The following is a 13,407-nucleotide window of genomic DNA, read 5'->3' as shown; positions in this document are numbered from 1 at the left end:
CGCCTAACGTGCGAAATAAGCTTGAACACATTCGTTCTGGCGAAGTCTCCGAAGGGGAAGACGTGAACAAGGCGCAGCTCGTAGAAGCGATTGCCGACAAGGTCGGCGGCCGCCAGCAGGCCGCCGACGCGGTCGACGCGGTACTGGACGCCATGGTCCGCGCGGTCGTCGCGGGCGACCGGGTCTCGGTCACCGGCTTCGGCTCGTTCGAGAAGGTCGACCGTCCGGCCCGCTACGCCCGTAACCCGCAGACGGGTGAGCGCGTCCGGGTCAAGAAGACCTCGGTTCCCCGGTTCCGCGCGGGACAGGGCTTCAAGGACCTGGTCAGCGGCACCAAGAAGCTCCCCAAGGGCGGAGAGGTCGCCGTCAAGAAGGCGCCGAAGGGCAGCCTTTCGGGCGCCCCGCCCACCGTCGCCAAGGCCGTCGGCAAGAAGGCCACCGCGAAGAAGACGGCGGCGAAGTCGACCTCCGCGCGCAAGACGACGACCGCCGCCACCACCAAGAAGGCCGCCGCGAAGAAGACGACCGCGGCCACCAAGAAGACCACCGCCGCGAAGAAGACGTCCGCCGGGACCCCCGCGGCCACGGCGAAGAAGACCACCGCCAAGAAGGCCACGTCCACGGCCAAGAAGACGGCTCCGGCGGCCAAGAAGACCACCGCGAAGACCACGGCGCCCGCCAAGAAGACGACGGCGCGCAAGACCACCGCGAAGAAGGCCACCGCCCGCAAGAAGTAACAGGGGCGCGAGTCACACACGCCGGGCCGGCTTCCCCAGGGCGGGGAAGCCGGCCCGCGGTGCGTTCACGCGGTCGATCCGCGCAGGTGCAAGGGGCACGCCGGGCCGGCCATACGCACGCCCGCGGCGGGAGCGTCCCGGCGCGAGCCGCGCCGGCGACGTCAGAAGGTCTGCAGGGTGATCAGCGTGATGCGCAGGTCCGCGCCCGCGCCCTCCGTCTCGATCCGCACGCGCTGCCCGGGCCGCAACAGCCGCAGGCCGCCCGCGTCGAACGCCGCTGCCTCGAAGGGCACCGGGGTGCCGTCGTCCAGCAACACACTGCCGCTGCGGGTCTGGGAGTCGTACGTGTACGCGGTCGCCTGCATACCGGCACTGTATCGGGCCGTGTGACGGCCCACCCCGAGGGCGAGGGCCGTCCGTAGATCGGCGCCCGTGTCCACGTCCCGGCGGACGCTGTCGACGCCGGTCAGACGGATTTCCACCGCACCGGACGCCGAATGCCGGGACCGTGACGGGCCGCCGAACGAGGGCGCCAATTCCACGTCCGGAGCAGCGGAAAGCAAGGTCGTCCCGATTCCCGCCGCATCCGCCAGAAAAGCACGCGGAAATACCGAAGCGGTATCGAGCACGCGTAGCAATTCGGGAGGCCGAAGCGCGGGCAGGTCCGCGTTCAGCGCGGCCACCGCCGACCCGGGCCGGCCCGACCGTACGGCCCGCGCCCCGTGGGCCAGCGCCGCGTTGAGCCCGGCGCCCGGGGCGTCCGGGACGATCCGGGCCCCCAGCCGCGCCAGTTCCGCTCCCGCCACCTCGTCGTCCGTGACGACCACCACATCCGCCACGGCCGCGCAGGCCAGCGCCCCCGCCACGGTGTCCTGGGCGAAGGCCAGCGCGAGCCCCGGGCGGGAGCCGCCGACGGCCGCGGCGAGCCGGCTCTTGGCCAGCGCCAGCGGTTTCAGCGGGACCACCAGACTCCAGACGGCGTTCGTCGCGGCCCCCCTTCCCTCCGGTGCGCCCCGCACGTGTTCGGGCCGTGGTCAGGTCACGTCCCGGTCGTCAGTCGGCCCATTGTCCCCTCCGCCCGGACACGGTGGGTCCGGCGGCCTGCGCGGGGCGTACGGTGTTCTCGACAGAGACCGGACCCGGGGCGACACTTGTCCGGCCCACGAGGTGCCCGCACCCGCGCCCCCGGTCCTAGAGGAAGGTGTCCGAGTGTCCCGCCGCAGAATCGGCTTCTGGTACCGCCTGGCGGCGGTCATCGCGAAACCGCCGCTGGTAGTGCTCTTCAAGCGGGACTGGCGGGGAATGGAGCACATTCCGGCCGACGGCGGTTTCATCACCGCCGTCAATCACAACTCGTACCTGGACCCGCTGTCCTACGCGCACTTCCAGTACAACACCGGCCGGGTGCCGCGGCTGCTCGCGAAGGCCGGCCTATTCAAGGTGCCTTTCGTCGGCATGATCCTGCGCGGTTCGGGACAGATCCCCGTCTACCGGGAGACCACCAACGCGCTGGACGCGTTCCGGGCGGCCGTCGCCGCCATCGAACGCGGGGAATGCGTGGCCTTTTACCCGGAAGGCACCCTCACCCGTGATCCCGGGATGTGGCCCATGGCCGGCAAGACCGGCGTGGCCAGGGTGGCCCTGGTCACCAAGGCGCCCGTCATTCCGGTGGCCCAATGGGGCGCGAACCACGTGATGCCGCCCTACGCCAAGGAGAACAAGGTCAGCCTGTTCCCCCGCAAGACCCTGCGGGTACTGGCCGGACCACCGGTGGACCTCTCCGAGTTCTACGACCGGGAACCCACTCCCGAGGTGCTCAAGGCGGCCACCGAGACCATCATGGCGGCCGTCACCGGGCTGCTGGAGGAGTTGCGCGGGGAGAAGGCGCCCGAGCAGCCGTACGACCACCGCAAGGCCAGGGCGGAACAGCGGCGCAAGGCCGCGGGGGAGGGCAAGAAGTGACACGTCCCGTGAAGGCGGCCGTCTACGGAACCGGCTCCTGGGGCACGGCGTTCGCCATGGTCCTCGCCGACGCCGGCTGCGAGGTGACCCTCTGGGGCCGCCGCAAGGAACTGGCCGACGCCGTCAACAGCGGCCGGACCAACCCGGACTACCTGCCCGGCGTCGAACTCCCCGCGAACATCTCGGCCACCACCGACGCGGCCGAGGCCGCGGAGGGCGCCGACTTCACGGTCCTCGCCGTCCCCTCCCAGACCCTGCGCGGCAACCTGGCCGCGTGGGCTCCCCTGCTGGCCCCCGACACCGTGCTCGTCTCCCTGATGAAGGGCATCGAACTCGGCACCGCCAAGCGGATGAGCGAGGTCATCGCAGAGGTCGCGGGCGTCCCCGCCGAGCGCGTCGCCGTCGTCACCGGCCCCAACCTGGCCCGCGAGATCGCCGCCCGCCAGCCCGCCGCGTCCGTGGTCGCCTGCGTGGACGAAGGCGTCGCCCGACGCCTCCAGACCGCCTGCCACACCCCGTACTTCCGCCCGTACACCAACACCGACGTGGTGGGCTGCGAACTCGGCGGCGCCGTCAAGAACGTCATCGGCCTCGCCGTCGGCATCGCGGACGGCATGGGCCTGGGGGACAACACCAAGGGCTCGCTCATCACCCGCGGCCTCGCCGAGACGACCCGCCTCGGCCTCGCGATGGGCGCGGACCCGCTCACCTTCGCCGGCCTCGCCGGGCTCGGCGACCTCGTCGCCACCTGCTCCTCGCCGCTCTCCCGGAACCACACCTTCGGCACCAACCTCGGCCGCGGGATGACCCTGGAGGAGACCATCGCCGTCACCAAGCAGACGGCGGAAGGGGTCAAGTCCTGCCAGTCCGTGGCAGATCTGGCCCACCGGCACGGAGTGGACATGCCGATCACCGAGACGGTCGTCGACATCGTGCACCACGGCAAGCCCACGTTGGTCGCATTGAAGGAACTCATGAGCCGCAGCGCCAAACCGGAACGGCGCTGAGTCCTTTCCGGACGTTCGAGCGGGTACTCTCGTGGCGATATGAGCAGCGAGAACCTTCCCCAGACCCCTGAGCAGCAGGGCCGCAAGCCCCGCGTGGCCGTCGTGTTCGGCGGCCGCAGCTCGGAACACGGCATCTCGGTCGTCACCGCGGGCGCCGTGTTGCGCTCCATCGACCGGTCCAAGTACGAGGTGCTGCCCATCGGCATCACCACGGACGGCCGGTGGGCGCTGACCGCCGACGAACCCTCCCGGATGGCCATCACCGACCGGAAGCTCCCGGACGTCGACGAGCTCGCGGACTCCGAGGACGGCGCCGTCGTCCTCTCCGTCGACCCCGCTCACCGCGAGGTCGTCTACACCGAGCCGGGTGCCGTCCCCAAGGCCCTGGGCGAGGTCGACGTCGTCTTCCCCGTGCTGCACGGCCCGTACGGCGAGGACGGCACGCTCCAGGGGCTCCTGGAACTCGCCGGCGTCCCGTACGTCGGCTCCGGTGTCCTCGCCTCGGCCGTCGGCCAGGACAAGGACTACATGAAGCGGGTGTTCACCTCCTTCGGGCTGAACGTCGGCCCGTACGTGACCATCCGCCCCCGCGAGTGGTCCGACCCGGACGCCGCCCGCGGGAAGATCCTGGACTTCGCCGCCGAACACGGCTGGCCGCTGTTCGTCAAGCCCGCCCGGGCCGGCTCCTCCATCGGCATCACCAAGGTCGACGACGCCTCCGCCCTCGACGCCGCCGTCGCGGAGGCCCAGCGCCACGACCCGAAGATCATCGTGGAGGCGCTGCTGCGCGGCCGCGAGATCGAGTGCGGAGTGCTGGAATTCGAGGACGGGCCCCGCGCGAGCGCCCCGGCCGAGATCCCGCCGGTGTCCAGCCACGACTTCTACGACTTCGAGGCGAAGTACATCGACTCCGCCTCCGGGCTCGTGCCCGCCCCGCTCACCCCCGAGCAGACCGCCGAGGTGCAGCGGCTCGCGATCGAGGCGTTCGAGGCCGCGTCCTGCGAGGGCCTGGTGCGCGCGGACTTCTTCCTCACCGAGGACGGCACCTTCGTCATCAACGAGATCAACACCATGCCCGGCTTCACCCCCATCTCCATGTACCCGCGCATGTGGCAGGAGTCGGGCGTCGAGTACCCGGAGCTGGTCGACCTTCTGATCCAGGCGGCGCTGCGCCGGTCCACCGGACTGCGCTGAGCCCGCGGCGCCGTACGTGCGAAAGGACCGCCCGCCGGATCTCCGGCGGGCGGTCCTCGTGGGAACGGGGCCCGGGGCGGGGCCTCAGTAGGAGGAGATGCCCTCGGGAACGGTCTTGGCGACCGCCGCGGAGAGCCCGACCAGCATCTGCGCGTCGGTGGCGTGCTCCTTGTCCACCCGGACCTCGGTGTACGCCAGCCGCAGCCCGGTCGTGAACCGGTAACCGCCGCCCTCGCCGTCGGGCACCTTCTCCACCAGCCAGCCCACTCCGTTGACCTCGAGCCCGTCCTGCTTCGGATCGGCCATCTTCGGGGGCTTGGGGATACCACACCGCAGTACGATCGCCGAGCCGCCCCAAGCGGCGGTCAGCGACGATTCCGGTGTGGTGCCGGTCCGCGCCAGACCGGCCACCGTGTCCGGGAGCTCCTTGTGCAGTGCCGCACAGAGTCCCGCGACCTCGGCGGGCGGCGTGGGCGGTGGGTCCAGCCGGGCCCGGGAACCGTCCGGGGAGCAGCCCGCGAGGGCCAGCAGGGCGGAGCAGGCAGGCAGGGCCAGGAGACGCAGCGGCCGGCGGTGGACAGATATCACCGGCCAAGAGTAGACGGGGCTACAGATGGACCACCGGGCAGGTCAAGGTGCGGGTGATCCCCTCCACCTGCTGGACCTTGGCGACCACCATGCGGCCGAGATCGTCGACGGTGTCGGCCTGTGCGCGCACGATCACGTCGTACGGGCCCGTCACGTCCTCGGCTTGGATCACCCCCGGGATCCTGCCGATGGACTCGGCGACGAACGACGCCTTGCCCACCTCGGTCTGGATGAGGATGTACGCCTGTACCACGGAACCTCCAGGGCGGCCACGAGGAGCATTTCCCCTAACCTTCGGTTGGGCCCTGGAATTGCGGGTGGGCCCGGTGAGGAAGGGACGCCACGGTACCGCGTCGTCGAGCGCCGCGGGGAAACCCGCGAGCCCGGCCGCGCACGGCGGGGCGCACATAGAGCAGAAGTTGACGTATCTGTTGACGGTACCCAGAGCTGTGACGGCTCGCGACCGCAAGCGGACTGGGCAAGAAGGGGCACAGCGATGAAGGGCACTGTGGGCGAGCTGGGGGAGTTCGGGCTCATTCGAGAGCTCACCTCACGGCTCACCACCACCCCGGCGGTCCGGCTCGGACCCGGGGACGACGCGGCGGTGGTCTCGGCCCCCGACCGGCGGGTCGTGGCGAGCACGGACATCCTGCTGGAGGGCCGGCACTTCCGGCGCGACTGGTCCACGGCCTACGACGTCGGCCGCAAGGCCGCCGCTCAGAACCTCGCGGACATCGCCGCCATGGGCGCGGTGCCGACCGCGCTCCTGCTCGGCCTCGTCGTACCGGCGGAACTGCCGGTGACCTGGCCCACCGAGCTGATGGACGGCATCCGCGACGAGTGCCAGGTCGCGGGCGCGGCCGTGGTCGGCGGTGACGTCGTACGCGGCGACACCATCACCGTGGCGATCACCGCACTCGGCGACCTGCGCAACCACGAACCGGTCCTGCGCTCCGGCGCCCGGCCCGGCGACGTGGTCGCCGTCACCGGCTGGCTGGGCTGGTCCGCGGCCGGATTCGCCGTCCTCTCGCGCGGATTCCGCTCCCCACGGGCCTTCGTGGAGGCCCACCGCCGCCCCGAGCCGCCCTACCACGCGGGCCCCGCCGCCGCCGGACTCGGCGCCACCGCCATGACCGACGTCAGTGACGGCCTGGTCGCCGACCTCGGGCACATCGCCGAGGCCAGCAAGGTGCGGATCGACCTGCGCTCGGCGGCCGTCGACATCCCCAGCCAGATGTACGACATCGGCCAGGCCGTCGGCGTCGACCCGCTCCAGTGGGTGCTCACCGGCGGCGAGGACCACGCCATCGTGGCGACCTTCCCGCCCGATGTGAAGCTGCCCGCCCGCTGGAAGGTCATCGGCGAGGTGCAGAACCGCTCCGCGCTGCCCCAGGTGACCGTCGACGGCGCCCCCTGGACCAGCACCGGCGGCTGGGACCACTTCGGCGCCGACCCGGCCGCCGAGGAGCCCTCGCGGTGAACCGCCCGCCGCTGTGCCTGACCGTCGCCGGATCGGACTCCGGGGGCGGCGCCGGCATCCAGGCCGACCTCAAGACGATGCTGGCGCTCGGCGTGCACGGCATGAGCGTCGTGACGGCCGTGACCGCCCAGAACTCGCTCGGCGTGCGGGGAGCCTGGGAGCTGCCCGCGGAAGCCGTGCGGGCCCAGTACCGGGCCGTGGTGGACGACATCGGGGTGCGGGCCGTCAAGACCGGCATGTTGTCCTCGGCGGTGCTCGTGGAGACGGTGGCCGAGCTCCTCGCGGGCACCGATGCCCCGGCGGTCGTGGACCCCGTGGGCGTCTCCAAGCACGGCGACGCGCTGCTCGCCGCCTCCGCCCTGGACGCCGTACGCGCGCGGTTGCTGCCCCGGGCCACGGTGGCGACGCCCAACCTCGACGAGGTGGCGCAGCTCACCGGCATCGAGGTCGGGAGCGAGGACGACATGCGGCGGGCCGCGGACGCCGTGCTCGGCTTCGGGCCGCGCTGGGCCCTGATCAAGGGCGGCCACTTGGCGACGCACGGCGGAGAGGCCGTGGACCTGCTGACCGACGGCGCCGCGGAACACTGGCTGCGCGCGCCCCGCCACGACAACCGGCACACCCACGGAACGGGGTGCACCCTGGCCGCCGCCATCGCGGCGGGCCTGGCTCAGGGGTTGGAGGTACCCGAAGCCGTCACGGCGGCCAAGGAGTACGTCACCGGCGCCATCGCGGCCGGGTTCGCGCTCGGCGCCGGCATCGGGCCCGTGGACCACGCCTGGCGGTGGAGGTCCCGGTAACGGCGGACGGGGGCGGGCCCGGTCGTTCCACCGGACCCGCCCCCGTCAGCGCCGGAAAGGGCCGCAGGAAAGGCAAAAGGCCGGCCCACGAGGTGGACCGGCCTTTTTGGCAACCGGAAAGGGCTGCGCTACGACGACGGGAGGCGTCAGCGCGAGACCTTGCCGGCCTTGATGCACGAGGTGCAGGCGTTGAGGCGCTTCGGCGTCCCATTGACCACGGCACGGACGCGCTGGATGTTCGGGTTCCAGCGACGCGAGGTGCGGCGGTGCGAGTGGGAGATGTTGTTGCCGAAGCTCGGCCCCTTGGCGCAAACGTCGCAGTTGGCAGCCACAGGTCACTCCAAAGACTTCAGATGCACTTACAGTGAATCCGGCGCACCGGAATCAGAGATCCGAAGTGGTTTGCCGGGGGAAAAGACCCGACTCTCATCGGGCAACCGGAGCAGCATACAACGACTGCGCCCGTCCAAGAAAACTACCATGGGCTCCGCCGCACCCGCCTCGGGCGGCCGGCCTTCGTTACCCTGCGGTGAACCCTGGCCCGCACAAGGAGGAACGCCCGGTGCCGCACGAGCATCAGCCGCACACGCTCGACGCCGACGCGGTGCGCACCTGGAGTTCGCTGGCCCTGGCCGCCCTGGACCGGGCCCGCGAGGACATCGACGCCATCAACGTCTACCCCGTCGCCGACGCCGACACCGGCACCAACCTCTTCCTCACCGCCGAGTCCGCCGACCGCGAGCTGGCGGCGGCCTTCGAGGACGTGACGCGGGACACGGCCGCCCCCTCGCTCCCCGAAGCCGTGCGCGCCTACGCGCACGGCGCGCTCATAGGCGCCCGGGGCAACTCCGGGACGATCCTCGCGCAACTGCTGCGCGGGGTGGCCGACGTACTCGGCACCGAACCCGATGGGCGGGCGCCCGGGCCGATGCTCGCGCAGGCCCTGGCCCGGGCGGCGGAAGAGGCGTACCAGGCCGTCGCGCACCCCGTCGAGGGCACCATGCTCACCGTCGCCACCGCCGCGGCGCGGGCCGCGGGGAACGTGGCGGGGACCGCCGCCGACGTCGCCCGCGCCGCCTACGACGGGGCCCGCGCGGCGCTCGCCGAGACCCCGGGACAGCTGGCCGCGCTGGGCCGGGCCGGGGTGGTCGACGCCGGGGGGTGCGGGGTGGTCGCCGTACTGGGGGCGCTGTGGCAGGCACTGTCCGGCCAGGAGCCCGCCCCGGAGCCGGTGCGGGGCCGGGCCGTACCCGTACCGCGGCCGTCGCGGCCCTGCGACGCGCACGACCTGGGCGGGCCCGCGTACGAGGTGATCTACCTGCTGGAGGCCTCCGAAGCCGCCGTGGAGACCCTGCGGGGCCGCCTCGACGGGCTCGGGGACTCGCTGGTGGTGGTCGGTGGCGGCGAGCTCTGGAACGTCCACGTGCACGTAGACGATCCCGGGGCGGCCGTGGAGGCCGGAGTGGTGGCCGGGCGGCCCTACCGCATCCGCATCACCCACTTCGGCGACGAGCGGCGCCGCGCGCGGGGCGAGCGCGTCCAGCGGGCCGTGGTCGCCGTGGTCCCCGGCGAAGGGCTCGCCGGCCTCTGCGGGGACGCGGGCGCGACCACCGTCCTCGCCCGGCCCGGGCAGGCGCCGGCGGTCGCCGAACTGGTCGACGCGATCAGGCGGGCCCACGCCCGCGAGGTGGTGGTGCTGCCGGGCGGTACCGAGTGGCGCTCGACGGCCGCCGCAGCCGCCGAGGCGGCCCGGGGCGACGGCGTGCGGGTGGCCGTGATCCCCACCCGCTCGGCCGTCCAGGGCCTGGCCGCCCTCGCCGTGCACGACCCGGACGCCACCTTCGACGAGGACGTGGTGGCCATGACCGCGGCCGCGGGCGCGACCCGCTACGGGGAACTGGCGGTCGCCGAACGGCAGTCCTTCACCTCCGCCGGCATCTGCCAGGCCGGGGACGTGCTCGGCCTCATCGACGGGGACATCGCCGTGATCGGGTCCGGTCTGCCGGAGACCGCGGAGGCCGTCCTGGCACGGATGCTGGGCTCCGGCGGCGAACTCGTCACCCTCGTCCTCGGACCGGAGGTCCCCGACGCGCTCGCCGCCCGCCTGGAGGCCTACGTCCAACACGGTCACCTCGCCGTCGACACCGTCACCTACCGCGGCGGCCGGTACTCGGCGCCGCTGCTCATCGGGGTCGAATAGCCGCGTTGTCGGCGCCATGGTGTGCAATGGAACACGTGCCCGCGCTCGACGAAGACCTCAAGAAGACGCTCGGCCCCGCCACCGCGAAGGTGCTGGCCGAGCAGCTCGGCCTGCACACGGCCCTGGACCTGCTCCACCACTACCCCCGGCGGTACGCGGAGCGCGGTGAACTGACGCCCCTCGCGGACCTCGCCGACCAGCTCGACGAGCACGTGACGGTCGTCGCGCAGGTGGCGGACGCGAGACTCCTGACCTACCAGGGCAGCCGGGGCGGCGGGAAGCGCCTCGAAGTCACCATCACCGACGGCAGCGGCCGGCTCCAGTTGGTCTTCTTCGGCTCGGGCGTCCACAAACCGCACAAGGACCTGCTGCCCGGCAGCCGCGCCATGTTCGCGGGCAAGGTCTCCAAGTTCAACCACAAGCTCCAGCTCGCCCACCCCGCCTACGAGCCGCTCGGCCAGGACGCGCAGGACACCGGCGGCGCGGCGGCCGCATTCGCCGGCCGGCTCATCCCGATCTATCCGGCCTGCGCCAAACTGGAGTCCTGGAAGATCGCCAAGTGCGTGGACGCCGTACTGCCCAGGGCCCAGGAGACCGTGGACCCGCTCCCCGCGGCGCTGCGCGAGGGACGGGACCTGGTCCCGCTCCCCGAGGCGCTGCTGAAGATCCACCGGCCGGGCACCAAGGCCGACATCGAGGACGCCCGCCGACGCCTCAAGTGGGACGAGGCGTTCGTCCTCCAAGTCGCCCTGGCCCGCCGTCGGCACGCCGACTCCCAACTCCCGGCCGTCCCCCGCCGGCCCGCCCCGGGAGGCCTGCTCGACGCCTTCGACGCGAAGCTGCCCTTCACCCTCACCGAGGGCCAGCAGACCGTCTCGAAGGAGATCTTCGACGACCTCGCCACCGAACACCCCATGCACCGCCTGCTCCAGGGCGAGGTCGGCTCCGGCAAGACGCTGGTCGCGCTGCGGGCCATGCTCGCCGTCGTGGACTGCGGCGGGCAGGCGGCGATGCTCGCGCCCACCGAGGTGCTGGCCCAACAGCACCACCGCTCCGTCACCGAGATGATGGGCGAGCTCGCGGAGGGCGGGATGCTCGGCGGCTCCGACCGGGGAACCAAGGTCGTACTGCTCACCGGTTCCATGGGAATGCCCGCGCGGCGCCAGGCGCTCCTCGACCTCGTCACCGGCGAGGCCGGCATCGTCATCGGCACGCACGCCCTGATCGAGGACAAGGTGCGCTTCCAGGACCTCGGCCTGGTCGTGGTCGACGAACAGCACCGCTTCGGCGTCGAACAGCGCGACGCCCTGCGGTCCAAGGGCAAGCAGCCGCCCCACCTGCTGGTCATGACGGCGACCCCGATCCCGCGCACCGTCGCCATGACCGTCTTCGGCGACCTGGAGACCTCCGTCCTCGACCAGTTGCCGGCCGGACGCTCCCCGATCGCCACGCACGTGGTCCCGGCCAAGGACAAGCCGCACTTCCTCGCCCGCGCCTGGGAGCGGGTCCGCGAGGAGGTCGAGAACGGCCACCAGGCGTATGTGGTCTGCCCCCGCATCGGTGACGGGGAGGACGACCCCAAGAAGAAGTCCGCCGAGGACGAGAGCGAGAAGCGACCCCCGCTGGCCGTCCTGGAGATCGCCGAGCAGTTGGGCACGGGGCCGCTCGCCGGGCTGTCGGTCGAAGTGCTGCACGGCCGGATGGACCCCGCCGACAAGGACGACGTGATGCGCCGCTTCGCGGCGGGCGAGGTCAAGGTGCTCGTCGCCACCACCGTCATCGAGGTCGGTGTGAACGTCCCGAACTCCACCGTGATGGTGATCATGGACGCCGACCGGTTCGGCGTCTCCCAGCTCCACCAACTGCGCGGGCGCGTCGGTCGCGGCTCCGCGCCCGGGCTGTGCCTGCTGGTCAGCGAGATGCACGAGGCGAGCCCCGCCCGGGCCCGGCTCGCCGCCGTCGCCGCCACCCTCGACGGATTCGAGCTGTCCCGGATCGACCTGGAGCAGCGCCGGGAGGGCGACGTCCTGGGCCAGGCCCAGTCGGGCGTGCGCTCCTCGCTGCGGATGCTCGCGGTCATCGAGGACGAGGAGGTCATCGCCGAGGCCCGTGAGGAGGCCACCCGCGTGGTCGCCGAGGACCCCGAACTGGCCCGGCTGCCGGGCCTGCGCGACGCCTTGGACGCCCTGCTGGACACCGAGCGCGAGCAGTACCTGGAGAAGGGCTGACCGGTACGACATATCGTTGGAGCCACCGAGCACCCCGCCCTCCCCACCCCGAAGGACCCAGATGACCCGCGTGATCGCCGGCAGCGCCGGCGGGCGACGGCTGACCGTGCCGCCCGGCACCGGCACCCGCCCGACCTCGGACCGGATGCGCGAAGGGCTCTTCTCCACCTGGGAGTCCTTGCACGGCGTCCAGGGGTCCCGTGTGTTGGACCTGTACGCGGGCTCCGGCGCGGTCGGCCTGGAGGCGCTCTCGCGCGGCGCGGACCACGCCCTGTTGGTCGAGCCCGACGCCAAGGCCGCCAAGGCGATCCGCGACAACATCAAGTCGGTCGGCCTGCCGGGCGCCGACTTCCGGGCCGGGAAAGCCGAGCAGATCGTCGCGGTCGCCGCCCACACGGAGCCCTACGACATCGTGTTCCTCGACCCGCCCTACGCCGTCGGGCACGACGATCTTCGGGAGATCCTGCTCACACTCCGGTCCAACGGCTGGCTCACGGACGACGCACTGGTCACCGTGGAACGCAGCACCAGGAGCGGCGCCTTCCCCTGGCCCGACGGGTTCGAGCCGCTCCGGTCGCGGAAGTACGGCGAGGGCACCCTTTGGTACGGTCGCGCCGCCTTCACCAGCGAAGAATCATGATGCCCGCACCGGAGAGCGAGGGAGCTCACTTGCGCCGCGCCGTCTGTCCCGGGTCGTTCGACCCCATCACCAACGGACACCTCGACATCATCGGCCGGGCCTCCCGGCTCTACGACGTCGTCCATGTCGCCGTGATGATCAACCAGTCCAAGAAGGGACTGTTCAGCGTCGAGGAGCGGATCGAGCTGATCCGCGAGGCGACGGCCGACTACGGGAACGTCCAGGTCGAGTCCTTCCACGGGCTGCTCGTCGACTTCTGCAAGCAGCGGGACATCCCGGCGATCGTCAAGGGCCTGCGCGCCGTCAGCGACTTCGACTACGAGCTCCAGATGGCCCAGATGAACATGGGTCTGTCGGGCGTCGAAACGCTGTTCGTGCCCACCAACCCCACCTACAGCTTCCTGTCGTCCTCCCTGGTCAAGGAGGTCGCGACCTGGGGCGGTGACGTCGGCCACCTGCTGCCCGCCCACGTCCACGCGGCTCTCCTGGCGCGGCTCGCCGAACGCTGACCCTCCCCCCTTTCCCCGGGCCTTTCCCCGGGCGGCCGCGCGCGCCCGTCCGGCGGCCTTAC

The 13,407-nt window shown here is 72.1% G+C and carries 13 protein-coding genes and 1 pseudogene; 10 read left to right on the top strand and 4 right to left on the bottom strand.

The genetic code is table 11. The features are described 5' to 3' along the window. Positions 1–62 precede the first annotated feature (62 nt). On the top strand, positions 63–737 hold the full coding sequence (locus ACV7NM_RS09915) for an HU family DNA-binding protein (protein ID WP_463409960.1): 675 nt from the start codon (positions 63–65) through the stop codon (positions 735–737). A 362-nt stretch (positions 738–1,099) separates the two neighbouring features. Here the strand turns inward: ACV7NM_RS09915 and cofC are convergent. Next, a pseudogene (cofC, locus tag ACV7NM_RS09910) lies at positions 1,100–1,756 on the bottom strand (2-phospho-L-lactate guanylyltransferase); the annotation flags it as partial. Positions 1,757–1,946: 190 nt separating this feature from the next. On the opposite strand from cofC, the gene ACV7NM_RS09905 reads away from it, so the two are divergent. The 3 genes from ACV7NM_RS09905 to ACV7NM_RS09895 are packed head-to-tail and all read left to right on the top strand — an operon-like array spanning position 1,947 to position 4,900. Then, the gene (locus ACV7NM_RS09905) at positions 1,947–2,699 is read left to right on the top strand and encodes a lysophospholipid acyltransferase family protein (protein WP_463409959.1); all 753 of its coding nucleotides are present in this window, start codon (positions 1,947–1,949) and stop codon (positions 2,697–2,699) included. Beyond that, positions 2,696–3,706 carry an NAD(P)H-dependent glycerol-3-phosphate dehydrogenase gene (locus ACV7NM_RS09900; protein WP_463409958.1) on the top strand — a complete coding sequence of 337 codons (1,011 nt, stop codon included), beginning with the start codon at positions 2,696–2,698 and terminating at the stop codon, positions 3,704–3,706. Before ACV7NM_RS09905 ends, ACV7NM_RS09900 begins: the two co-directional genes overlap by 4 nt. A 39-nt stretch (positions 3,707–3,745) precedes the next feature. Then, on the top strand, positions 3,746–4,900 hold the full coding sequence (locus ACV7NM_RS09895; RefSeq protein ID WP_463409957.1) for a D-alanine--D-alanine ligase family protein: 1,155 nt from the start codon (positions 3,746–3,748) through the stop codon (positions 4,898–4,900). Positions 4,901–4,984: 84 nt separating this feature from the next. Here the strand turns inward: ACV7NM_RS09895 and ACV7NM_RS09890 are convergent, their stop codons facing one another. Next, positions 4,985–5,488: a DUF3515 domain-containing protein gene (locus ACV7NM_RS09890; RefSeq protein WP_463409956.1), complete on the bottom strand. Its 504-nt coding sequence runs from the start codon at positions 5,486–5,488 to the stop codon at positions 4,985–4,987. A gap of 19 nt (positions 5,489–5,507) precedes the next feature. Beyond that, positions 5,508–5,741: an Lrp/AsnC family transcriptional regulator gene (locus ACV7NM_RS09885; protein ID WP_190186891.1), complete on the bottom strand. Its 234-nt coding sequence runs from the start codon at positions 5,739–5,741 to the stop codon at positions 5,508–5,510. Positions 5,742–5,984: 243 nt separating this feature from the next. Between ACV7NM_RS09885 and ACV7NM_RS09880 the strand changes: the two genes are divergently transcribed. Together ACV7NM_RS09880 and thiD are read left to right on the top strand one after the other, a co-directional pair. Then, a complete protein-coding gene (locus ACV7NM_RS09880) occupies positions 5,985–6,968 on the top strand; it encodes a thiamine-phosphate kinase (RefSeq protein WP_329198635.1) in 984 nt (327 codons plus the stop codon). Beyond that, on the top strand, positions 6,965–7,768 hold the full coding sequence (gene thiD, locus ACV7NM_RS09875) for a bifunctional hydroxymethylpyrimidine kinase/phosphomethylpyrimidine kinase (RefSeq protein WP_463409955.1): 804 nt from the start codon (positions 6,965–6,967) through the stop codon (positions 7,766–7,768). Before ACV7NM_RS09880 ends, thiD begins: the two co-directional genes overlap by 4 nt. Positions 7,769–7,914: 146 nt before the next feature. Here the strand turns inward: thiD and rpmB are convergent, their stop codons facing one another. Further along, positions 7,915–8,100, bottom strand: coding sequence for a 50S ribosomal protein L28 (gene rpmB / locus ACV7NM_RS09870; protein WP_007266795.1), 186 nt, complete (start codon positions 8,098–8,100; stop codon positions 7,915–7,917). A 230-nt stretch (positions 8,101–8,330) separates the two neighbouring features. Between rpmB and ACV7NM_RS09865 the strand changes: the two genes are divergently transcribed. The 4 genes from ACV7NM_RS09865 (at position 8,331) to coaD (ending at position 13,345) form a co-directional block, all read left to right on the top strand. Beyond that, positions 8,331–9,968: a DAK2 domain-containing protein gene (locus ACV7NM_RS09865; protein WP_463409954.1), complete on the top strand. Its 1,638-nt coding sequence runs from the start codon at positions 8,331–8,333 to the stop codon at positions 9,966–9,968. Positions 9,969–9,994: 26 nt separating this feature from the next. Beyond that, on the top strand, positions 9,995–12,196 hold the full coding sequence (recG, locus tag ACV7NM_RS09860) for an ATP-dependent DNA helicase RecG (protein ID WP_463409953.1): 2,202 nt from the start codon (positions 9,995–9,997) through the stop codon (positions 12,194–12,196). A gap of 61 nt (positions 12,197–12,257) precedes the next feature. Beyond that, entirely contained in the window at positions 12,258–12,836 is a 579-nt protein-coding gene (gene rsmD, locus ACV7NM_RS09855; protein ID WP_463409952.1) for a 16S rRNA (guanine(966)-N(2))-methyltransferase RsmD, read from the top strand. 29 nt (positions 12,837–12,865) lie between these two features. Next, positions 12,866–13,345, top strand: a complete 480-nt coding sequence (coaD, locus tag ACV7NM_RS09850; RefSeq protein WP_463409951.1) for a pantetheine-phosphate adenylyltransferase — start codon at positions 12,866–12,868, stop codon at positions 13,343–13,345. Positions 13,346–13,407: the final 62 nt, after the last annotated feature.

The organism is Streptomyces sp. Tek67B01, assembly GCF_055231995.1.
This window is presented reverse-complemented; position numbering and strand designations above follow the sequence as displayed.

Bases quoted from the DNA above. Each gene is read 5' to 3' on its own strand.
- recG (WP_463409953.1), top strand. From the start codon at position 9,995: ATGGAACACGTGCCCGCGCTCGACGAAGACCTCAAGAAGACGCTCGGC.
- rsmD (WP_463409952.1), top strand. From the start codon at position 12,258: ATGACCCGCGTGATCGCCGGCAGCGCCGGCGGGCGACGGCTGACCGTG.
- ACV7NM_RS09880 (WP_329198635.1), top strand. From the start codon at position 5,985: ATGAAGGGCACTGTGGGCGAGCTGGGGGAGTTCGGGCTCATTCGAGAG.
- ACV7NM_RS09895 (WP_463409957.1), top strand. From the start codon at position 3,746: ATGAGCAGCGAGAACCTTCCCCAGACCCCTGAGCAGCAGGGCCGCAAG.